This is a genomic window from Pseudomonas sp. Pseusp21 (assembly GCF_059492145.1).
In genome coordinates this window covers 953,195-976,538 of sequence record NZ_CP168520.1, presented here as the reverse complement: position 1 = coordinate 976,538, position 23,344 = coordinate 953,195, and the positions used below count along the sequence as shown (strand labels likewise).

Here is a 23,344-nt window from a genome sequence, read left to right as displayed (position 1 = left end):
CGTGCGGTAGAGGGGGCAGCCAGTGATTGAGCAGGGTGAAAAGAGAATGCAAGAGAAATGACCGTTGGTCGTAAACATCCGAATACCTGTCAGATCTGACAGGTGACGCTTCCTGCTGCCCACGATTGAATCACTCCGTCAAACCAAACCCACGAAACGGAGTTACTGACATGTCTACATCCAAGTCCAATGCCCCCATACCCATGATCGTTTCTATCAGCGATTCCAAGGGTGAAGTACCTAATGGCGGAGCAACCCCTGATACCACTGTGAGAGTCGCAGGTCTCTCGGTATCAGGGACGAACGTCGGAGTGTTCGATGGAACAATCTTGAAAGGTAATGTCCTTGCTGGACCAACAGGCCAATGGTTAATGGAGTTAGGTGGGCTGGCCTTGGGCAGGCACAGCATCACGGCTCGGGTTGACGGATCTGTGTCGGTTCCCAGAACATTTTCAGTGGTTCAACAGTAGAAAATAGATTCAATGGTTGCGAGTGAAGATCGGGAGATTTGAGGCGCGAAGTCCTCAGGGATCCCGATCTGTCCCCCCCTCGGGTTTGGCGTTTTGAGCAGGCCAGAACTATGGGGTATCCGGGCGGCTGAGCAGTGTTTCAAGCCTCGCCAGCGGCGGCGCTTCCCGGCTGCGGTCAAAGACTTGCACACCAACCTTCAACAACCGCCCATTTTCCACCCCCCCAATCACCTGCTCACACCGCAACAACAACCTCCCTTGATCACACTCCATCGCCTTAACCCCCATCGGCAATCTCCCTTCCAACCGAAGTTCCGCCATCCGACCCTGCGCCGCAATCATCGCAATCGAGCGATCCCGCAATATCCCGCTGCTCTGCGTCATCAACCCCGCCACGCGCACAGCGGCGGACATGGCCACGGCGATGATCGCCAGCGCGACGAGCACTTCAATCAGGGTAAATCCAGCTTGCGGGGAGGGGGTGCGCATCGGGGTCTCGGGCAGTCGGGCGGCCCTTGACGCTAACGCCCGTGCTTGACGGCTTGACGACGAAAACACCCGAGGATTTTCAACATCCCTGACATATCTTCTTGCAACACTGCGCGTCGAATCGAATCAAGCCAGGGAATGACGAGATGGATATCGCGCAATTCAAACAGCCCAGTCGACCGAGCCGGATGCCCCGTGGGCAGCAGGGTTTCACGCTGATCGAGATCATGGTGGTGGTGGTGATTCTCGGGATTCTGGCGGCGATGGTGGTGCCCAAGGTGCTCGACCGGCCGGATCAGGCGCGGGCCACGGCGGCGAAGCAGGACATTGGCGGGTTGATGCAGGCGCTGAAGCTGTATCGCCTCGATCACGGCACTTACCCGAGCCAGAGCCAGGGCCTGAAGGTGCTGGTGGAGCGGCCGGCCGATGCGAAGAACACCAATTGGCGCTCGTACCTGGAGCGCCTGCCGAATGACCCGTGGGGTCGTCCTTATCAGTACCTCAATCCCGGTGCCAACGGCGAGATCGACATCTTTTCCCTCGGCGCCGACGGCCAGCCTGACGGCGACGGTGTGAATGCCGACATCGGTTCCTGGCAGTTGTAAGGCGGGCCATGAACAGCCAATCGAACCAGCAGGGGATGGCGATCATCAGTGCGCTGCTGATTGCGGCGGTGGTCGCGGTGATCGCCGCCGGCATGCTGACCCGCCAGAGCGTTTCGACCCGGGCGCTGGAAGCCGAACAACTGCGCGTGCAGGGCCGTTGGGTGTTGCACGGCGGGTTGGAGATCAGCCGGCAATTGTTGTGGGATGCGCGGCAGCGCGATCCGTTGACCCGGCTCGATCAACCCTGGGCGCAGTTGTTGAATACCCAGGGTTTCGAAGGGCGGCTGGAGGACGAGCAGGGCAAGTTCAACCTGCGCAATCTGGTGGCCAACGAGCGGATCGATGACGCGCAGGTGCAGGCGTTCGAGCGCTTGTGCGAGTTGATTGGTGTCAGCAGCGGCTTGAGCCGGCGCATCAGTCAGCGGGTGATCGGCTCTTATCCGCACCTGTTGAATGCCCAAGTGGTGGACAAGCCTGTGGCGAAAACCACCTTCGACAGTGGGCGTGCCACGTCGCCGTCCGCGTCGCGCAAGCCGCAATCGCCGACCTTGCCGATGCTGCGCACGCTTGACGATTTGCGCAGTGTGGATGGGATCAACGATGCGCTGTTGGCGAAACTCGCGCCGTACCTGACGGTGATTCCGGCGACCACCTGGCTCAACGGCAACACCGCCACGGCGCCGGTGCTGGCGGCTTATGTGCCGGGGTTGTCGCTGGAGCGGGCGCAGGCGTTGATCAATGAGCGTGACGCCGGGCGCTGGTTTATCAATCGCGGGGACTTCGTCAATCGCCTGCGACTGCCGCAACTGGAGATCACCAGCGTCAAGGTTGGTATCACCAGCGACTGGTTCCGGCTGCGCGGGCAGGCGCGGCGCGATCAGCGGCGGGTGAGCCTCGATGCGTTGTTGCATCGCAGTGAGGATCGTTTGCCACAAGTGATCTGGTCGCGGGTGGGCGTATGAGCCAGTTGCGCGTGAGTTTGCCGCCGCTGGCGGAGCTGAGTCTCGACAGTGAAGTGGATTGTGCGTGGCTGGATCGTCAGGGGCAGGTCACTCGCCAGGAACGCGTGCGGCTCGGCGCGCTGCCGAAGCAACCGCTGGTGTGTTTTCTGCACCCGTCGGACAGCCTGTTGGCGAGCATCGATCTGCCGCCGCTGCCCGCGAGCAAAACCGCTGCGGCTGTGCAATGTGCGGCGCAGGCGTTGATGCTCGGTGACAGCGCCGAGATGCACATCGCCCACAGCGCTCGCAATGAAAGCGGCCAGGTGCAGATTGCCTGGGTCTCACGCAAGGATTTGCAGCACCTCGGGCAATTCGGTTTGAACCTCAAAGGTCTGTACCCGGCGGCCTACAGTTTGCCGGTGATGGCCGGCGGCGTCGGCTGTCTGCACGACGAGCATCTGTTGCTGCGCCACGGCCCGAATGCGGCGCAGGTGCAGCCGATGATCGACGAAGCGTGGCTGCTGGAAACCGGTCTGCCGGCGCACTGGATCGGTGACGGCGCGCCGGAAGCGGTGCAATCGACATTGCCTGACTTGCAGCGCTGCTCCGGCCCACTGCCGAATTGGGGTTTGCACGGCGGCCTCCAGCAACCGGGCACCGAACATCGCGGCTGGGGCAAGGCGCTCGGTTGTTGTGCGCTGGCACTGGCGGTGTGGGTGATCGGTTTGAACCTGTACGCCGCCCGAGAGGCCGGGCAGGCCCAGCAGCTCAAGGCGCAGATGGCGCAGCGGGTGAAGCAGGCGTTTCCCGAGTTGCCGGTGATCCTCAATCCGCTGCATCAGGCCCGTCAGCAAATCGCCGCTCGCCAGCAAGGCGCGACGGATGCGCCGGGCCAGGATTTCACGCGGCTGGTGTCGCAGGCCGGCAGCGGCATGCCGTCCATGGCGGGCACGGTACAACGTCTGGAATTCGTCGATGGTGCGTTGCAACTGAGTCTGCTGCCCGAGGCCCGGCGTTCGGGCAACGACAAGGACTGGCAAGGCACGCTGGCCCAGGCCGGTATCAGCATCAGCCCGAACGACGACGGCTGGGTCTTGCGCCCGGCCGGCGAGGCGACCGCTGCCACCGACAACGACGATAGCAGCGGAGCCGAAGATGAATAGCCCATCGCTTGCGAAATACCGCGCCGGTTGGCAGCGCTTCAATGCTCAGTTGCAGGCCCGTTGGCAGCCCTTGGCGCTGCGGGAAAAACGCATGGTGGGTGGCATGGCGGCGCTGTTGCTGGGGCTGTTTGTGTGGGTGGCGTTGGTTCAGCCGCCGTTGAAGAAGATCGCCGCCTCGCAAGTCGAAACCCCGAAATTGCGCGCCCAGGCTGAAGCGCTGGAAGTGCTGTTGCGCGACGTCAGCGTGCGCCCCGACGGGCAGAACCTCGAGCAGTTGCTGCAACAGACCATGCAGGCCAGTGGATTGGGCGGCCATTACCAATTGGCGGCCGCATCCGCCGGCTGGCAGTTGACCTTTGACGCGGCACCCGCCGACGCCGTGCTCGACTGGCTGCTGAGCCAACCGCGGAATTTTTCACTGCAAGTGGTCGAGGCCCGTCTGCAACGCGCGGACGACGCCGCGACCGATGACACCGCCGGCACTCTGTCGGGCACCGTACGCATGGATCAGGCGCTGGGCGCTAAGGAAGCTTCATGAAGGGGTCAGGATCCAAACGCATGGCGTTGCCGATGCTGTTGATGGCATTGAGCGCGTGCAGCAACACCACACCACCGAATCAACCGCCGCTGCTGGTGGACAGCGAACTCGGCCGGCCGTTGGCCAACACTCAGCGCAGTGGCGACGCGGTGCTCGACCGCGAGCGCGCGCAGGCTCAGGTCAAACCGGCGCCGAAGCAATTGCACAACATCACCGAACGCGCCCGCAGTGGCGGTTCGCCGCGGGGCACGACGTTGCCGGCCAATCCGTTGGGCGATCAACCGGTGACGCTGAATTTTGTCGACGCCGATATTCAAGCGGTGGTGCGGGCGTTGTCGCGTTCCACAGGTCAGCAGTTTCTGGTCGACCCTCGGGTCAAGGGCAACCTGACGCTGGTCTCCGAAGGCCAGGTGCCGGCGCATCAGGCTTACGACATGTTGCTGGCGGCGCTGCGCATGCAGGGTTTCAGCGTGGTGGACGTGGGCGGCGTGGCGCAGGTGGTGCCGGAGGCCGATGCCAAGTTGCTCGGCGGGCCGATCTACAGCGCTGACAAACCGGCCGGCAACGGCATGCTCACCCGCACGTTCCGCCTGCAATACGAGAACGCGGTGAACCTGATCCCGGTGCTGCGCCCGATCGTCTCGCCGAACAACCCGATCAACGCCTATCCGGGCAACAACACCATTGTCGTTACCGACTACGCCGAGAACCTGACGCGGGTCGCGCAACTGATTCAAGGCATCGACACGCCGAGCGCCATCGACACCGACGTGGTGCAGATCCAGAACGGCATCGCCGCCGACATCGCGCCAATGGTCGCCGACCTGCTCGACGCACCGGGCAACGATCCAACGCAGAAAATCGCGGTGATCGGCGACCCGCGTTCCAACACCATCATCATCCGCGCCGGCAGCCCCGAGCGCACGGAGCTGGCGCGCAACCTGATCTACAAACTCGATAACGCCCAGAGCAATCCGAGCAATCTGCACGTGGTGTATCTGCGCAATGCTCAGGCCGGCAAACTGGCCCAGGCGCTGCGCGGTTTATTGACCGGCGAGAGCGACAGCGGCACCAGCGACAATGCGCGCTCGGTGCTCAGCAACATGGGCAGCTCCACCAATTCGGGTAGCGGGCAGAACGGCCAGAGCGGCACGCAAAGCAACGGCAGCACGTCGACCACCAACAGCGGCAGCACCGGCGGCAGCTACGCTCAGGGTAGCAGCGCCACCAGCGGCAGCAGCAATGCGCAAAGCAGCGAACAGAACGTCGCCTTCAGCGCTGGCGGTGTGACCATTCAGGCGGATGCGACCACCAACACCTTGCTGATTTCCGCGCCGGAGCCGCTGTACCGCAACCTGCGCGAAGTCATCGACCTGCTCGACCAGCGCCGCGCGCAAGTGGTGATCGAAAGCCTGATCGTTGAAGTCGGCGAGGACGACGCCAGCGAATTCGGCGTGCAATGGCAGACCGGCAACCTCGGCGGCAAAGGCGTGATCGGCGGCGCCAACCTCGGTGGTTCGGGGATCAACGTCAATGGCAAGACCAGCCTCGATGTACTGCCGCAAGGCCTGAACCTCGGCTACGTCAATGGCACCGTCGACATCCCCGGCATCGGCAAGATCCTCGACCTGAAAGTGCTGGCCCGGGCCCTGAAGAGCAAGGGCGGCACCAACGTGCTGTCGACGCCGAACCTGCTGACCCTGGACAACGAAGCGGCGAGCATTTTCGTCGGCCAGACTATCCCGTTTGTCAGCGGCAGCTACGTCACCGGCGGCGGGGGCACCAGCAACAACCCGTTCCAGACCGTGACTCGCGAAGAGGTCGGTTTGAAGCTCAACGTACGGCCGCAGATTTCCGAGGGCGGCACGGTCAAGCTCGACATCTATCAGGAGGTCAGCAGCATCGACGAACGCGCCTCGGCCGCGGCCAATTCGGCGGGGATCGTCACCAGCAAACGCGCGCTCGACACCAGCATCCTGCTCGACGACGGCCAGATCATGGTGCTCGGCGGTCTGCTGCAGGATGGCTACAGCCAGAGCAATGACGCGGTGCCTTGGTTGTCGAGCATTCCGGGGATTGGCGCACTGTTTCGCAACGAACGCCGCTCGATCACCAAGACCAACCTGATGGTGTTCCTGCGCCCGTACATCATCCGCGACAGCGCGGCGGGGCGAAGCATCACGCTGAACCGTTACGACTTCATGCGCCGCGCCCAGGGCGGTCTGCAACCGGAGCGCAGCTGGGCGATGCCGGACATGCAGGCGCCGCAGTTGCCGGCCACCGCCCAAGGCGTGCCGGCGCCGGTGTCCGGCCCCCGCGCGACCATCAAAGCGGTGCCGCTGCAATGAGCGCATTGCCTTACGCCTGGGCCAAGGCGCAGCGGATTCTGCTGCGTGACGGCGTGCTGACGGTGTGCCCGTCGACGCCGGGCTGGTCGATCAGCGAAGTACGGCGGCAGTTCGGCGCGGCGAGGCTTGAGCGGGTGCGCGATGACGAGCTCGACGGCTTGCTCGCCACGGCCTATGCCGACACCGGCAGTGCGGCGGCGGTGGTCGGTGCGGCGGAAAACGAAGTCGACCTCGACCGCCTGATGCAGGACATGCCGGAAATCACCGACCTGCTCGACACCCAGGACGGCGCGCCGGTGATCCGCATGATCAACGCCTTGCTCACGCAGGCGGCGCGGGATGAGGCCAGTGACATTCACATCGAACCGTTCGAAACCCATTCGGTGGTGCGCTACCGGGTCGACGGCACGCTGCGCGACGTGGTGTCGCCGCGCAAGGCGTTGCACGGTGCGCTGGTGTCGCGGATCAAGATCATGGCGCAGCTCGATATCGCTGAAAAACGCCTGCCGCAGGACGGCCGCATTGCGTTGCGCGTAGCGGGGCGGCCGATTGATATTCGCGTCTCCACCGTGCCCACCGGTCATGGCGAGCGAGTGGTGATGCGTCTGCTGGACAAGCAGGCCGGGCGCCTGCATCTGGAAACCTTGGGCATGGATGCGCAGGTGCTGGCCAAACTCGATCACCTGATCCGCCAGCCCCACGGCATCGTGCTGGTTACCGGCCCGACCGGTAGCGGCAAAACCACCAGTCTTTATGCGGCGCTGGCACGGCTTGATGCGAGCACCAGCAACATCCTCACCGTGGAAGACCCGGTGGAATACGACCTGCCGGGCATCAGCCAGATTCAGGTCAACGCGAAGATCGACATGACTTTTGCATTGGCATTGCGGGCGATTCTGCGGCAGGACCCGGACATCATCATGATCGGCGAGATCCGCGACCTCGAAACCGCGCAGATTGCGGTGCAGGCTTCGCTGACCGGTCACCTGGTGCTCGCGACCCTGCACACCAACGACGCGGTGTCGGCGGTCAACCGCTTGATCGACATGGGCGTCGAACCGTTTCTGCTGGCCTCGTCGATGCTCGGCGTGTTGGCCCAGCGGTTGGTGCGGCGCCTGTGCAATCAGTGCAAACAGGAAGACCCGGCCACGCCCGGCACCTGGCGCCCCGTGGGCTGTGCGGCGTGCAATCACACCGGTTATAGCGGCCGAACCGGCATTCACGAATTGTTCTGCATCGACGACGACATCCGCACCCTGATTCACCAAGGGGCAGGGGAGCAGGCGTTGCGTGCGGCCGCGAGCAAGGCCGGGATGTTCAGCCTGCGCGAGGACGGCGAGCGCTGGATTCGCAGCGGTGCCACGGCGCCGGAAGAAATCCTTCGTGTGACACGGGACGCCTGATGAATCGCTATCGTTTTGAAGCCGCCGATGCCAGCGGCAAGATCGAATCCGGGCATCTGGAGGCGGAGAGTCAGGGCGCGGCGTTTGGCGTGTTGCGCGGTCGTGGCCTGACGGCGTTGTCGGTGGAGAAGGAGAGCAACGTCTCACAGCACGGCGGCGGTGGATTGTTCAGCGCCAGGCTCTCGGATAACGATCTGGCGTGGGCCACGCGGCAACTGTCGAGTCTGCTCGGCGCCAGCCTGCCGCTTGAAGCTGCGTTGAGCGCCACGGTCGAGCAGGCCGAGAAAAAGCACATCGCCCACACCCTCAGCGCCGTACGCGCCGATGTGCGCAGCGGCATGCGCCTGGCCGAAGCGCTGGCGGCGCGGCCACGGGATTTTCCGGAGATTTACCGGGCGCTGATTGCGGCGGGCGAGGAGTCCGGTGATCTGGCGCAGGTGATGGAGCGGCTGGCGGATTACATCGAGGAACGCAACAACCTGCGCGGCAAGATTCTCACCGCGTTCATCTATCCGGGTGTGGTCGGGCTGGTGTCGATCGGCATCGTGATTTTCCTGCTCAGCTACGTGGTACCGCAGGTGGTCAGCGCGTTTTCCCAGGCGCGGCAGGATCTGCCGGGGCTGACTTTGGCGATGCTCAATGCCAGTGATTTCATTAGGGCGTGGGGCTGGTTGTGCGCAGGCGTCATGGCCGGTGCGTTCTGGAGCTGGCGCCTGTATTTGCGCAATCCGGCGGCGCGTTTGAGTTGGCATCATCGGGTGTTGAAGCTGCCGCTGATCGGGCGGTTTGTGCTGGGGCTGAACACGGCGCGGTTCGCCTCGACGCTGGCGATTCTCGGCGGTGCGGGGGTGCCGTTGTTGCGAGCGCTGGAAGCGGCGCGGCAGACCTTGTCCAATGATCGTCTGAGCCTGAGCGTCAATGAGGCCACCGCCAAGGTCCGGGAGGGCGTCAACCTGGCGGCAGCGCTGAAAGTGGAGAACGTGTTTCCACCGGTGCTGATTCATCTGATCGCCAGCGGCGAGAAAACCGGTGCGCTGCCGCCGATGCTCGAACGCGCTGCGCAAACCCTGTCCCGCGATATAGAGCGTCGGGCGATGGGCATGACTGCGCTGCTTGAGCCGCTGATGATCGTGGTGATGGGCGGGGTGGTGCTGGTGATCGTGATGGCGGTGTTGTTGCCGATCATTGAGATCAATCAGTTGGTGCAGTAGTTTTTTCAACTTTTTTTACCGGCGTCTGATCTCACCCGAGCGCCAAAAACAGCATCCTCGGGTTCTCCTTTCTGTCATCTGCAACGGCCCTTCAAGGGCTGTGGGCGATTCCCTCGAAAAGCTTGCCGCAGACACTCCGAACAACCCCCGGAACACCCGAGAAAATCCCTCGAAAATCACCTCGCACCTCCCGAGGTTTTTTCCTTTATCTGTCACCGGAAGCTGCGAATTTCTCAGTGCGACTTAACCCCGGACCCCGCTTGCGAAGGTCGGCGGTGAGTCTTCCCAGTGTCATGCAAGACCCCTGAAAACCTGTGTTCACACCCAACGTTGAAAAGGAGATTCTTCATGTTCAAGCGCACTCTGATCGCAGCTTCCCTGACCGTCGCTGCCCTGGCTTCCGCCCAGGCCATGGCTGCCAACGTAACCGGTGGTGGCGCGACTCTGCCTGCCGCTCTGTACAAAGGCTCTAGCAACAGCATCCTGCCAACCAACTTCAGCTACGTGGGTACCGGTAGCGGCACCGGCAAGACCGCTTTCCTGACCAACAACTCGGCACTGTTCAGCACCACCGGTTCGGTTCACTTCGCCGGTAGCGACTCGATCCTCAGCGCTTCGGAAATCAGCACCTACAACGCCAACTTCGGCGCTTCGTACGGCCCGCTGATCCAGCTGCCTTCGGTGGCAACTTCGGTTGCCATCCCTTACAAAAAATCCGGTCAGACCGCTCTGAACCTGACCAGCGCTCAGCTGTGCGATGCCTTCTCCGGCGCCAAAGCCACCTGGGGCGAGCTGCTGGGCACTTCCGACACCACGCCGATCCGCGTTGTTTATCGCAACGTTTCCAGCGGCACTTCGGAAATCCTGACCCGTCACCTGAACTCGATCTGCCCGACCAGGTTCGCCACCAACTCCACATTCACCAGCGCTCGTCTGCCAGCCGGTTCGACCCTGCCTTCGAACTGGGTAGGCGTTGCCGGTACTGCTGACGTGGCCACTCAGGTCAACGCTGTTGACGGCTCCATCGGTTACGTCGGTCCGGACGGTGTGAACGCCGCCAGCAACGCAGTGGTTGCTCGCGTCAACGGCGTACAGCCAACCACCGCCAACGTTTCGCTGGCACTGGGTTCGGCGGCTCTGCCAACCACCCCTTCGAACCCTTCGCAGTGGGTACCGGTCGTTCCTAACCCAGCCAGCGGTTACCCGATCGTGGCTTACACCAACTTCATCTTCGGCCAGTGCTACAAGGACGCAGCCGTGGCCGCTGATGTCAAAGCCTTCCTGACCACTCACTACAGCAACCCGGGCAACAACGCTGCCACCATCGCTCACAGCTTCACTCCGGTTCCAACCAACTGGAAAGCGGCTGTGACTGCCAACTTCGTCACCAACACCTCGGGCAACAACCTGGACATCAACAACGCCAGCGTCTGCAACGCTGTCGGTCGTCCTTTGTAAGCCTCGCTTCACGGCAATGAAATGGCAGCAGCCTTCGGGCTGCTGCCATTTTTTTTGGCCGATCTACTCCTCATTCATGAAGTTTGTGTGACATCCGTTCGGTCGCGGCCCCCGCCAACCGCCTATGTCGTAACAGCAGGGGCAAGCCGACCTGCGGCCTCGTGTGGCAAACAAAAAGGATCTCGTAGTGATGCTCGCTCGCCCATCCCGTCGCAGTACCCGTGTTCAGCCTCAGCAGCGCATGGCCGCCGATCCGGCGCTGTGGTTGCTCAAGCCCCTGGCGCAGGCGATTGCCTTGTGCCTGGTGGCGGGCAGTGCCGAGGCGGCGACCACCTTCAGCTCGGGATGGTTTGCCGCCAAGGGCGCGGCGCAACAGGCTGCCGCAGCGCGCCCGAGCGTCGGCGGATTGCCGGGGATGACGCCGCCGCTGGCGCAGCAGCAAAAGGCCAACCAGCAGTTGCAGCGCTCGATTCAGACCCTGAACAACACCGTAGCCGCGATTGCGGCGCAACAGGCGGCGCAGGCGGCCGGTCGTGCGGCGGCACTGGGCACGGTGCAGTTTGTGCCTGACGGTCTGGGCGAGGGCGGCCTGAAGGTCGACAACAGCCTCACGCAGGGTTGGCAGAACGCCAAAGGCCCGCAGCAGACTCAGGCCGACGGCAAGACCACGGTGAAGATCGAGCAGACCGCCGACAAGGCGATCCTCAACTGGGAGACCTTCAACGTCGGACGCAACACCACGGTCGAGTTCGCCCAGCAGTCGAACTGGGCGGTGCTCAACCGGGTCAACGATCCGAATGCGCGGGCCAGCCAGATTCAGGGCCAGATCAAGGGTGATGGCACGGTGATGCTGATCAACCGCAACGGCATCGTGTTCAGCGGGACCAGCCAGGTCAACGTGCGCAACCTGGTGGCCGCAGCCGCCAACATCACTGATATTCAGTTCCGCGATCGCGGCCTGTATTTCGACAGCACCGGCAGTCAGCCGACGTTCACCGAGGCGGCCGGCAAAGTGCTGGTGGAGCGCGGTGCGTCCATCGAGACGGCGCGGCCGGCCAAATCCACCGATGCCGGCGGCTATGCCTTGCTGCTCGGCAGCGAAGTGCAGAACGACGGCAGCATCAACACCGCCAAGGGCCAGACCGTGCTCGGCGCAGGCGATCGCTTTTACATCCGCAAAGGCTCGGGCACTGAAGGCAACGCCTTCTCCACGACGTTCGGCAACGAAGTCACGCCGGGCTTCAAGACCGGCAGCGCTGCGGGCAAGGTCAGCAACAACGGTCTGATTCAGGCCGCGACCGGCGACATCACCCTGACCGGCCATGAGGTCGTGCAAAACGGCGTGTTGCTGGCCAGCACCTCGGTCGCCACTCGCGGCACGATCCATTTGCTCAATCCGGCCACCGACACCCAGGGCAGTGTGACGCTGGGGCAGGGCAGCGCGACGGCGATCCTGCTCGACAGCAGCGATTTGACCGCCCTCGACAGTCAGCATCAGGCCGCCCTGACTGGCGTGACGCCCAACAACAGGATTCGCAGCGACCAGTCACGCGTCGACATCCAGAGCGGCGGCAGCGTTGAGTTCCAGAGCGGCTCGATCACCCTGGCCACCGGCGGGCAAGTGGCGGTGGCGGCGCAGCGTCGCAGTCTGGTGCGAGACGGCGCATTGATCGATGTCTCCGGTGCCATCGGCGTGAAAGTCGCGATGGAATCCAACAGCATCAAGATCAACGTCCAGGGCAACGAGCAGCGCGATGCTTCGGCCAATCGCGATAAAGGTGCGCTCAACAGCAATGACGTGTGGGTCGATGTGCGCGAACTGGTCTACGTGCCGGCCGGCACCAACGGTTACGCCACGGATCGCTGGTACACGGCGGGCGGTCTGCTGGAGGTCGGCGGCTATCTCGGCACCCAGGGCCACCGCATCGGCGAATGGATGGCCCAGGGCGGGATGGTGAGTTTTGCCGGCAATGACGTGGTGACCGAGAAGGGCTCGCTGATCAACCTGTCCGGCGGCACGCTGGATGTACAAAGCGGCGAGATTCGCCAGAGCTGGCTGCGTGGGGCCGACGGGCGCCTGTATGAAGTCTCCAAAGCGCCTGGGGATCTGCTCTACACCGGACTGTACAAGGGCTATGAAGACAGCAGTGAGCGCTGGGGCCAGACGAGTTATTACTACAACCCGTTGATTGCGCCGTCCAGTCGTCGGGAATCGGGTTACACCGTGGGTCGCGATGCCGGGCAACTGGTGATCGGCACCCGCAACGCCGTGCTCGAAGGTCAGTTGCTCGGCGAGGTTTATCAAGGCGAGCGCCAGACCCAGGCCCCGCGCGCGGTGCTCGATGGCTATGCGCAGAGTCAGACGGCGCTGGCGCGGCGCGGGCAGTTGATTGTCGGCAGTTATGACCCGGCGTACGTGGCGGCTTCCGGTGGTTTGCTCTACGGCCTCAATCCGTTGCTTGATCAGGTGCAGATCGGCGGCAAACCGCCGGTTGAGGGCAATGATCGCGATCTGACCGGCGCCGTGGCCGATGCGCGCAGCGGTAAGCTGTTCCTCGATGCCGGGCAACTCAGCGACTGGCAACTGGGCGCACTGAAAGTGGCGGCCAAAGAACGGATCGACGTGCAAGGTGCCGTCACCGTCGACAAGGGTGGCGACATCACCCTTTACGGGCCGCAGGTGCAGGTTAACGCGAACCTGACCGCGCGCGGCGGCAGCCTGCACCTGGGCAACGTGCTCAATCAGCTCAACACCGATCGCCTTACCGACACCCGACTCGTCGCACCGACCGGCAAGGCCACTCGCGTGAGCGTGGCTGAAGGGGCACAACTGGACACGCGCGGTCTGTGGAGCAACCTGCGCACCAACCCGGATGATGCCGCGAGCCTGGCGTATCTGGACGGTGGCGTGGTGTCGATACGCAGTAGCGGCGACATCGAAATCGGTGCGGGCAGTCTGCTGGACGTGTCTTCCGGCGGAGCGATTCTGGCCAACGGCAAGACTCGCGGTGGCAAGGGTGGTGATGTGACGCTGGAGTCCAGCGCCTTGTCCGCGCCGGGTGACAGCCACCTGACCCTGGACGGCCAACTGCGCGGTTACGGTGTTTCCGGCGGTGGCCGACTGCTGATACAGGCGGGCGACATCCTCATCGGCCAGTCCGATAAACCCCTCGTCAACAACACATTGCATCTGCAACCGGATCTGTTCGACAAGGGCTTTTCTGCCTACAACCTTATCGGCCTCAATCGCCTCGACGTGGCGGACAACACCCTCATTGACGTGCTGATGCCGGTCTACCGTTTTGGTGATGCAGCCGCGAATCACGTCAGTGGCACCGCGCCAGGGCAGGCGCTGGAGTTGTGGACGCCGACGCTTTATCAGGAAAACCCGCTCAAGGCGCAACTGACCCAGCGTGTCGGCGCCAGCCTGGCTTTGCAGGCCGGTTCCAGCGAGGTCGCTCTAATCGATCCGACCCGCAACTCCCTGACCCTTGGCCAGGGCTCGCGGATCAGTGTCGATCCTGGGCAGCGCATCAATCTGCGCAGCGCCGGTCAGCTCACGGTCGACGGCGAGCTGAATGCCTGGGGCGGCACAATCGATATCCGCCAGCAGCAGTTCGGTTCGATCAATGTCGCCGATTCCTCGCAGACGGCGGACAAGCAAATCCACAACCGTTCCATCTGGATCGGCGAGCACGCGGTGCTGGATGTGGCCGGTCGCGTGGCCACCGGCATCGATGCGCTGGGTCGGGTGTATGGCCAGATCGGCAAGGGCGGCTCGATCATCATCGGCGGCGAAACCGATGCGAAGAAAGCCACGGCCACATCGGCCGATGCTTATGTGATTGTGCGAAGCGGTGCGCGACTGGAGGCTTCCGGCGCACAGGCGATGTTGGATATCGCCGGGCAGGGATCGACGCTGGTTGCCACGGATGGTGGACGAATTTCGCTGAGTTCCTACAACGGCCTGTTCATCGAAGGCGGCCTGCGTGCGGCGGCCGGTGGTGCCGGGGCGGCGGGCGGGCGACTGGACATTGCGCTGGAGACCCCGATTTATCTGCGCAGCGACGCGAGCAACGACGTTCGCGTGCCGCGCGAAATCGTCATCGGCCAGGACGCCGGCCCGTCGCTGTTGCCGGGCAGTCTGCAAGCGGGTGAAGCCGCCCCTGCGTTGCAATACGGACGTGCCCGTCTGGGCGCCGATCAGTTGATGTCCGGCGGGTTCGACAACCTGAGCGTGCTGAGCAACGGTCTGCTGTCGTTCGACGGCAACGTCGATCTGCACATGAATCAAAGCCTGAGCCTGTATGCCGGGGCCTTGTCGCTGGCCGACAGTTCGCAAAGCAATGCACGGATCAATCTGTCTGCGCCTTACGTGCGTCTGTCGGGTACGGGCAAGTATTCCGAGGCTCCCGGGGATATCCGGCCACGGGTGATGAACAATCCGACCACCGAAGTGGCGCCGGCACACTTCACCGCCACGGCAGATCTGCTGGATCTGGGCAACAGTCTGTCGTTCGGCACGGCCGGGGCAATCGTGCAGCTCGGCGGCCCGGCGCTGGAAGTCGGGCGGCGGGGTTTTGAACAGGTCACGCTCGACAGCCGAGGCGATCTGCGCTTTCTGGCGCCCACCGGCAACGTCGAGAAAACCGAACTCTGGACGCCGGGCGACCTGAACCTGCGTGCCGCGCAGATCTACCCCGCCAGTGATGTCACCGCCGAGGTACGCGTGGGTTATCAGAGTGTCCAGCGTGACGCCAATCCTGAGCGTACCCTGCGAATCAGCAGTTCCGGGGCGGCGCCGGCCGCGTTGCCTTACTCGGTCTTCGGCAACCTGACGCTGGCCGCTGCCCATATCGAGCAGGGCGGGGTGATCCGTGCGCCGCTGGGCATGATCAATCTGGGTGACAACCTGGTCCTCAACACCCGGACACTGCAACTGTTGCCAGGCAGCATGACTTCGGCCAGCGCAGCCGGGCTGGTCATGCCTTATGGCGGCACCACCGACGGCATCGACTATCGCTACAACGGCAAGTCCGTGCTGCTTCGAGGGATCACCGCCGAAACCGCTGGCGTGACGCTCACCTCGAAGTACGTCGATGTGCAAGGCGGTGCGTTGATCGACCTGTCGGGTGGCGGTGATTTGCGCGGTGCCGGTTTCGTATCCGGGCGTGGCGGTTCCACCGATGCCCGCTACAACCCGCTGGTGCGCAATGCCAGTGATGGCACCTTCAGCCTGCCTGGCCTGGCCAGCAACCCGGTGTATGCCATCGTGCCGGGGAATCAGAGTGCTTATGCGCCGATGCTCGCCGAGGCGGGGGCGGTCGATCCGCGCATCGGCCAGCAGATCACCCTCGGGGCGGGCGTGCCGGGGCTGGCGGCGGGCACCTATACGTTGCTGCCCTCGACCTTTGCGCTGTTGCCGGGTGCCTTCCGGGTCGAGGTCAATGGCCAGGCGGCAGCGGGTGCAACCAACGCTGCACTGCCGCTGCGCAATGGTTCGTGGACGGGTTCGGGGCGGATGTCGATTGCCAATACCGGCCTGCGTGACAGCCTGGCGAGCCAGGTCATCCTGACATCCGCCGCCGTGCTGCGCCGTTACTCGCAGTACAACGAGACCTCTTTCAGTCAGTTCATCCAGAGCGATGCGACGCGCCGGGGCGTGCCACGGGCATTGGCGCCCATGGACGGCAAATCCCTGAGACTGAATCTGTCCCAGGGCGCCGCACCGGGTAACGCGCTGGATTTCAACGGTCAGGCGCTGTTCCAGCCCGCCACGGGAGGCGTCGTCGGGACGGCCGTGGTGCACGGCGCGCCCAACTTCGAAATTCTCGGCGCGGGACATTCGAGCACTGCAGGTTTTGCAGGTGTGTCGCTGTATGCCGGCAGCCTCAACGCGCTCAATGCCGGCCGCTTGACCCTCGGCGCGCAACCGACGATCGATTACAACACGTCGGGCAACATCATCGCGTTCAGCGGCGATACCTCAACGATTACCCTGCGTGAAGGTGCCGTGTTGTCGGCACCCGAAGTGCTGCTGCGCACCACCCGGACCGATGGCGGCATCAGCCTCGAAGCCGGCTCGGGCATCAACACGTTGGGGCGTGGCAATGCACCTTATGATTCCAGCACCGGCTTCATCTATAAGCCGGGTGCGGCGGGGTTGCTGGTGGTGTCGAACGGCTGGACCAATGTGCTGGCGCCAGAGGTGTCAGTCAGGACATCCGGCGCGGGTAACATTCTCATTGGCAGTTGCCTGACGACAGCGTGCAACAACCCGACGCTGCTCTATTCCAGCGGCAGCATTACCGCCGCCACTGACAAGCAATTCGAACTCGACGAAGCGGTACGCTTCGGCACCCGTCATCTGACGCTGGCCGTGGGCTCGGTCAATGCCGGCAGTGCCGAGGCCTTGAGCGCCGCCGGCAACCGGGTGCCGACCGGTCTGACCCTGAACCAGAACGTCTTGAACCGCCTGTTGCGGGGCGATACACAGTTCGGCGCACCGGCGCTGGAAACCCTGAGCCTGACCAGCCGCGATGCGTTCAATTTTTACGGCAGTGTCAGCCTCGATACGCTGGACCCGCAGACGGGCATCAGCAAACTGCAAAACCTGATACTCAGCACTCCGGCCATTTACGGCCTGGGCGAAAGCGGCGACGTGGCGTCCATTCGCACTGCCAATCTGATCTGGAACGGTGCGACTCAGGATCCGGGCATGGTGATTACGGGCGGCGCCGGCACTGGCCAGGGCACGTTCGATATTCAGGCGCAACGGATCGAGTTCGGCTACGGCCCCAATCCGCAGGCCAGCGGTCAGGACCAGAACAAACGTCTGGTATTGGGTTTTGCCGACGTTAACCTCTCTGCCAGCGATCGCATCACCGCCAACCACAAGGGCAGCCTGGCGGTGTACCAGACGCAGGGCGCTTTCGATCCGGTCAACGGTTATGCCTACAGCGGCGGCAATCTCACGCTGCGTACGCCGTTGCTGACGGGGGAGTCGGGCTCGGTCAACCTGCTCAAGGCCGGTAACAATCTGACCCTGACGGGTGCCGGTACAGCGACTGTCGCCAATGCGCTGGGAGCCGAATTGACCCTCGATGCGCGCAATGTCCTGCTGGACAGTCGCATCGCCCTGGCCAGCGGCAAACTGGTGGTCAAGTCCGAGGACGATCTGACCCTCGCCAGTGGCGCGTATCTGGACATGGCGGGTCGCACCTTGCCGTTCAACGATGTGAACAAGTACAGCTGGGGCGGCGATGTGGCGCTGTACAGCCGCGACGGCAACATTCGTCAGGCGGCGGGTTCGCGAATCGATCTGTCGGCGCAGAACAATCAGGCCGGTAACCTGAGCGCCGTCGCGCTGGCGGCCGATGCCGGCATGGTCGATCTGCAAGGCGATATCCTCGGTGCGAGCAGCGGCTATTACGATGCCGGCGGCACGCTGGTGCCTTACAAGGCCGGTGGCGTGGATATCCGCGCGCAGCACCTGAATGGCGATGCGAGCCAGCAATTCGCGGCTCTCAATCAGCGCTTGAATGCGGGGCAGGTTTTCGGCAGCCGCAGCTTGCAGCTCAAGCAAGGCGATCTGTTGACCGGCGACGGGCTCAAGGCGGGTGAGGTCAATGTCTCGGTGGACAACGGCCGGTTGACGGTGGCGGGTCTGATCGATGCCAGCGGCGAGCGGGTCGGCAGTATTCGCCTGTCGGCGCAAAACGGCCTGACCCTGGCAGGCAATGCGGTGCTTGACGCCCATGGTCGTGTGCTGCGGGTCGACAGCTACGGCAAGATCATCGACGCACCGAACCGGGCGATGGTCGAACTCAACTCCGGACAAGGCGTGCTGACCCTCGGCGCCGGTGCGCGCATCGATTTGCGCCATGGCACCGAGGCCGTTCGCGGCACTCTGCCGGGGCAGTCCGACGGGCTGCTGCGTGGCACGCTTGAGCTGAACGCGCCACGCCTGGGAGCGGGTGACATTGCCATCGATGCCGGCGGTGCGCTGAGCATTCAGGGTGCCCGCTCGATTGGCCTCAACGCCACGCGCCGCTATACCGACGCCAGCGACGGCACGGACCCGGCGGCCAGTGGACGCCCATATCAGGTGATCGATCAGGCGTACCTCGATCGCATCCACGGCGACAGCACGGCGTTCATCAACGCGGCGCTGACCAACGGCAACTTGCTGAACAACAAACTGGCCGGTCTGAACAACGCCACTTATGCCGACGCCTTCCATATACGGCCTGGGGTCGAGATCGCCAGTAAAACCGCCGACGGTGATCTGGTGGTGCAGGGTGATGTGGACCTGTCCGGTTACCGCTACACCAGCCTGAATCCGCACACGCAGAAGACTTCGGTATACGGCTCGGGCGAGGCGGGCAACCTGGTGATCCGCGCGGGCGGCAACCTCGATATCCATGGCAGCCTCAACGACGGTTTCGCGCCGCCGCCGGAGACCGTGGACGATGCCGGCTGGAAATTGCTGCCGGGGATTCAGCCGTTCGGCGGCGATCTGATCGTGCCGGGGGCGGGCGTTACGCTCGCGGACGGTACGGTGTTCCCGGTCGGCGCCACGTTGAACTACGACCTCCCGTTGCAAGCGACGACGCTGGCCAGCGGCACACTGTTGCCGACCGAGGCAACGCTGGCGGCACCTTACACCTTCGGCGCCGGCACGGTGCTCGCCGGCTCGGTTCGCGATGCTTCGGGCAACGTGCTGTATGCCGCCGGCACGCTGCTCGCCGACAGCGTGACTTTGCCCGCGGGCAGCCGGCTGGGAGCGGGTATCCGTTTGAATGACGCAACAGCGTTGCAAGCCCTGCGCTGGCCCAAAGGCGTGCCGCTGCCGGGCAGCGTCGAGGCCGGCGACGCCGGGGTCAAGGGCGTGCGCCTGAGCGGTTCGCTGGCCCTGTTGCGCGGCTCGCTGATTCCGTCGATGACCAATGTCGTACTGGCGGACGGTACGGCGTTCATCGAGTTGCGGCCATTGACCGGCACGACCCAGGGGCGCAATTGGGCGGTCGCCAGCCTGTTGCCGGCCGACAGCGCGTCGTGGTCGATGCGCGTGGTGGCGGGGGCCGACCTGAGCGCCGCGGACAGCCGGGCGATCAAGCCGGTGTCCAGCGATGGCCATCTGCGCCTGGCCGACACCCATTACGGTCTGACCGTGACAGAAAAACCACCGACCCTGGTCTGGGGCGAGGGCAACCTGGGCGGCTTCACGCCGGGCGACCCCGTCCCCGAGGATCAAATGATGTGGTGCGACTGGGCGCCGAACTCCTGTGTGCCGGCCCCGCGCTGGGTCTGGGCACCGGACAACTGGATGGGCATGCCGCCTGGCTCGCCGATGACCGACGATGATGTGCTCGCCTGGTGTGGTGCATTCCCGGAACTGTGCGTGGAAAACAAGCCGGGTACCACCGTAAAGACCCACACACAGATGTTCAGCGTGCTGCGGACCGGCACCGGTGATCTGGACGTGCTCGCCGCCGGCGATCTGAGCATGGATTCGCCGTACGGCGTGTATACCGCCGGCACTCAGTCGCAAGACATCGATCCGCGCTTCAATCAGCCTCGCGGAAAACTGTCGGACAACGGCTCGGTGCTGGGCAGTGCCGGCGGCGACTACGAAAAATGGGTCAGTGGCAGTGACAGCCTGTATCAGGCCTGGTACCCGCAAATGGGCGGCAACCTGACCATCAATGCCGGCGGCTCGATATCGGGCGATGTACTGGGGCGTCGCGGCTTGTCGCAAAACATGGACACCCGTGAGCAGGTTCCGAGTGTGGCCGTGGGCAACTGGCTCTGGCGTCAGGGCACCGGCAACAGTGATGTGCCGACCGCGTGGTGGATCAACTTCGGCAGCTATGCGACGCAACCGTTGCCGGATCAGAGTGTTGATACCGGCCCGTACCTGGTCGGTTTCACCGGTTTCGGCACCTTGGGCGGCGGCAATATCAGCCTGCGTGCCGGGGGCGATGCCGGCATGCTCAAGGCGATGGGCGACGCTAACAAGACCAACCTTTATCCACGCGGGCAGGGGCTGGTCGTGGCAGTCGGCAGCACCGGGCGCGTGGGCAGCGATCGCAGCCTGCAATTGACCGGTGGCGGCGACATGGACATCCGCATTGGCGGGTCGGTCAATCCGTCATTGCAGGCCCGGGCCGGAGATAACGGCATCGGTGTCGCACAACACGACCTGCAAGGTGCATTGATCAACCTGCGCGGTGCCGCGCGACTGGCCGGCGGCGCGCTGGGCGGGATCAATCTGCAATATGGCGCCGCAGCCTCGACCCAGGATCCTCGTGAAGTGCGCCCGTTCGACCCGTTCACGTCCACGATGGGCAGCGCCTCCGGTGGGCTGGTGCTGATTCCGGGGGATTCGGGGATGAGTCTCAGCACGCGCGGCGATCTGGTGTTGGGCGGGGCGGCGGACCCGGGTCGGGTGCGGCTGCAGAACTCCACGCCGTTCACCACGGACGACGGTGTCGTCCATGAGGGGGGCGGCCTGACGGGCTTCTCGTTGTGGACCGATCACACCGCCATCGACCTGTTTTCGGCGGGAGGCAACCTGACACCGAGCACCCAACTGGGCGAAGTCGACGGTCAGGGCCCTGTCACCGGCCGCAATACGTCGCCTACCGACGGACGCTTCGTGTACCCGTCGATCCTGCGGGCGGTGGCGGCGCAAGGTTCGATTTATGCCGGGCCTTCAGCGGTCTACAGCCAGGGCAGTGGAACGGTGCCGGCAACCGGGTATTCGCTGCTGCTGGCACCCTCCAGCACCGGGCAACTGGAGTTGCTGGCGCAGGACTCGATTTACGCGGGTGGCTATGCGATCAATCAGTCGGGCGCCAGTCCGCTCTCCATCGCCACACCGTTCGCGCCGGCCTTCAACGGGTACGGCAACAACACGTCGGCCACGCCGATCATGAGCAATCGCAACAGCGACGGGGTTTTGCCGGACAAGAATCTGCGCTATCCGTTATTCGCTTTCGGCGCCAACAGCTACTCGGGCTTGAGCGACGTCCAGACACCGGCGCGGTTCTACGCCTTGACCGGCGATCTGGTGGGCGTTCGCAGCGGTGAAACGCTGACGTTCAGCCTGTCGAAACGTACCTGGTACGAAGCCGCAGGCCCTGTCTGGATGCTGGCCGGGCGCGATATCGTGGCGTCCGGTACTTTCCTGGGCAGCCCAACGACCGTGCCTGGTGCCGAGATGGGCATAACACCGACAGAAAGCATCACCTCGACCGGCAACCTGTTCGTGCATGACGACCCAAGGGACGTGTCGCGGGTATCGGCAGGGCGGGACATCCTCTACAGCAGCTTCGACATCGCGGGCCCCGGCGTCCTGGATATCAATGCCGGGCGCAATATCCTGATGGAAGACCGCGCCAGCATCACCAGCCTTGGCTCATTGGTGGCCGGTGATCAGCGGTCGGGCGCCAGTGTGGTGTTGCAGGCCGGTGTGGGCGCGCAGGGGCCGGATTATTCGCGGTTCATCGCCCGGTACCTGAACCCGCAGTACCTCGCGGACCCGAACGCATCCCTCAACGGGCAACCGGGCAAAGTGGTCAAGACCTACCTCGACGAGCTGCAGAGCTGGCTGACCCTCGGCTACGGCTTCAGTGGCAACGCAGAGCAGGCGCAAGCCTTCTTTGCAGCGTTGCCAAGTGCCGAACAGGCGATCTTCGCCCGCCAGGTGTACTTCGCCGAATTGCGTGCTGGCGGCCTGGAATACAACGATGTCGACGGCCCGCGCACAGGCAGTTATCTGCGTGGTCGTAACGCTATTGCTTCGCTGTTCCCGACCGTCGATGTGGCCGGCAACCCGATCCGCTACGACGGCGACATCACCCTTTACGGTGGCGCCGGGGTCAAGACCCTGTTCGGTGGCGATATCCAGATGCTCACGCCGGGCGGCGGTCAGGTGTTCGGCATCGAGGGTGCCGCGCCGCCGTCCACGGCAGGGATCATCACCCAGGGTTCGGGCAACATTCAGCTTTATTCCCAAGGCAGTATTTTGCTGGGGCAGAGCCGGATCATGACCACGTTTGGCGGCTCGATCCTTGGCTGGTCTGCCGAGGGCGACATCAACGCCGGTCGCGGTTCGAAAACCACCGTGGTCTACACCCCGCCGAAACGCGTGTACGACACCTGGGGCAACGTGACCCTGTCGCCATCGGTGCCGAGCACCGGCGCCGGTATCGCCACGCTCAACCCGATTGCCGAAGTGGCCCCGGGGGACATCGACCTGATCGCGCCGCTGGGCACCATCGATGCGGGCGAGGCGGGGATTCGCGTGTCGGGCAACGTCAACATCGCCGCGCTGACGGTGGTCAACGCCGCCAACATCTCGGTGCAGGGCAAGGCGACCGGCGTGCCGGTGGTGTCGGCGGTCAACACCGGGGCGATCACCTCGGCCAGCTCCGCTGCGTCGTCGGCAACCCAGGCGGCGGAAGACGTCGCCCGTCAACAACAGGCCGCCTCGCGCCAGAATCAGGCTTCGGTATTCACCGTGCAGGTACTGAGCTTCGGCAACGAACAACTGGCCCCGACCCGCGACGGCGCCAGCCGCGCGCCGACACCGGGTTACAACCCCAACAGCCCGGTGCAGGTGCTGGGCGCCGGGGCGCTGGATGAACAGGCGAAACAGCAGCTGACCGAAGAGGAGCGGGGACAGCTGACGTTGTAAAAGGACTCTCGTGTA

10 protein-coding genes are annotated in these 23,344 nt (G+C 64.0%); 9 read left to right on the top strand and 1 reads right to left on the bottom strand.

The window, feature by feature from the left end; translation table 11 throughout:
* Positions 1-578: 578 nt before the first annotated feature.
* Positions 579-959 carry a type II secretion system minor pseudopilin GspI gene (gspI, locus tag ACEN93_RS04160; protein ID WP_495611099.1) on the bottom strand — a complete coding sequence of 127 codons (381 nt, stop codon included), beginning with the start codon at positions 957-959 and terminating at the stop codon, positions 579-581.
* Positions 960-1,105: 146 nt separating this feature from the next.
* On the opposite strand from gspI, the gene gspG reads away from it, so the two are divergent.
* The 9 genes from gspG to ACEN93_RS04115 all read left to right on the top strand — a co-directional run bounded on the left by gspG (position 1,106) and on the right by ACEN93_RS04115 (position 23,329).
* Entirely contained in the window at positions 1,106-1,564 is a 459-nt protein-coding gene (gspG, locus tag ACEN93_RS04155; RefSeq protein ID WP_085610505.1) for a type II secretion system major pseudopilin GspG, read from the top strand.
* Between the two features lie 8 nt (positions 1,565-1,572).
* On the top strand, positions 1,573-2,526 hold the full coding sequence (gene gspK / locus ACEN93_RS04150) for a type II secretion system minor pseudopilin GspK (RefSeq protein ID WP_495611098.1): 954 nt from the start codon (positions 1,573-1,575) through the stop codon (positions 2,524-2,526).
* Positions 2,523-3,668 carry a type II secretion system protein GspL gene (gene gspL / locus ACEN93_RS04145; protein ID WP_495611097.1) on the top strand — a complete coding sequence of 382 codons (1,146 nt, stop codon included), beginning with the start codon at positions 2,523-2,525 and terminating at the stop codon, positions 3,666-3,668. Before gspK ends, gspL begins: the two co-directional genes overlap by 4 nt.
* On the top strand, positions 3,661-4,206 hold the full coding sequence (locus ACEN93_RS04140) for a type II secretion system protein M (RefSeq protein ID WP_495611096.1): 546 nt from the start codon (positions 3,661-3,663) through the stop codon (positions 4,204-4,206). The genes gspL and ACEN93_RS04140 overlap by 8 nt, the downstream gene beginning before the upstream one ends.
* Complete coding sequence (gspD, locus tag ACEN93_RS04135; RefSeq protein WP_495611095.1) at positions 4,203-6,554, top strand: type II secretion system secretin GspD; 2,352 nt, start codon at positions 4,203-4,205, stop codon at positions 6,552-6,554. Before ACEN93_RS04140 ends, gspD begins: the two co-directional genes overlap by 4 nt.
* Complete coding sequence (gspE, locus tag ACEN93_RS04130) at positions 6,551-7,957, top strand: type II secretion system ATPase GspE (protein WP_011334556.1); 1,407 nt, start codon at positions 6,551-6,553, stop codon at positions 7,955-7,957. The genes gspD and gspE overlap by 4 nt, the downstream gene beginning before the upstream one ends.
* Positions 7,957-9,168: a type II secretion system inner membrane protein GspF gene (gene gspF, locus ACEN93_RS04125; protein WP_085654186.1), complete on the top strand. Its 1,212-nt coding sequence runs from the start codon at positions 7,957-7,959 to the stop codon at positions 9,166-9,168. Before gspE ends, gspF begins: the two co-directional genes overlap by 1 nt.
* Before the next feature lie 348 nt (positions 9,169-9,516).
* Positions 9,517-10,626 (top strand): substrate-binding domain-containing protein, encoded by a 1,110-nt coding sequence (locus tag ACEN93_RS04120; RefSeq protein WP_085668243.1) that lies wholly within the window; start codon positions 9,517-9,519, stop codon positions 10,624-10,626.
* A 190-nt stretch (positions 10,627-10,816) separates the two neighbouring features.
* The gene (locus tag ACEN93_RS04115; protein WP_495611094.1) at positions 10,817-23,329 is read left to right on the top strand and encodes a filamentous hemagglutinin family protein; all 12,513 of its coding nucleotides are present in this window, start codon (positions 10,817-10,819) and stop codon (positions 23,327-23,329) included.
* The last annotated feature ends 15 nt before the right edge of the window (positions 23,330-23,344 follow it).

What these genes read in the sequence shown, in the direction of transcription:
- gspG (WP_085610505.1), top strand. Translation starts at nt 1,106, where the DNA reads ATGGATATCGCGCAATTCAAACAGCCCAGTCGACCGAGCCGGATGCCC.
- ACEN93_RS04140 (WP_495611096.1), top strand. Translation starts at nt 3,661, where the DNA reads ATGAATAGCCCATCGCTTGCGAAATACCGCGCCGGTTGGCAGCGCTTC.
- ACEN93_RS04115 (WP_495611094.1), top strand. Translation starts at nt 10,817, where the DNA reads ATGCTCGCTCGCCCATCCCGTCGCAGTACCCGTGTTCAGCCTCAGCAG.
- ACEN93_RS04120 (WP_085668243.1), top strand. Translation starts at nt 9,517, where the DNA reads ATGTTCAAGCGCACTCTGATCGCAGCTTCCCTGACCGTCGCTGCCCTG.
- gspI (WP_495611099.1), bottom strand. Translation starts at nt 959, where the DNA reads ATGCGCACCCCCTCCCCGCAAGCTGGATTTACCCTGATTGAAGTGCTC.
- gspK (WP_495611098.1), top strand. Translation starts at nt 1,573, where the DNA reads ATGAACAGCCAATCGAACCAGCAGGGGATGGCGATCATCAGTGCGCTG.
- gspE (WP_011334556.1), top strand. Translation starts at nt 6,551, where the DNA reads ATGAGCGCATTGCCTTACGCCTGGGCCAAGGCGCAGCGGATTCTGCTG.
- gspL (WP_495611097.1), top strand. Translation starts at nt 2,523, where the DNA reads ATGAGCCAGTTGCGCGTGAGTTTGCCGCCGCTGGCGGAGCTGAGTCTC.
- gspD (WP_495611095.1), top strand. Translation starts at nt 4,203, where the DNA reads ATGAAGGGGTCAGGATCCAAACGCATGGCGTTGCCGATGCTGTTGATG.
- gspF (WP_085654186.1), top strand. Translation starts at nt 7,957, where the DNA reads ATGAATCGCTATCGTTTTGAAGCCGCCGATGCCAGCGGCAAGATCGAA.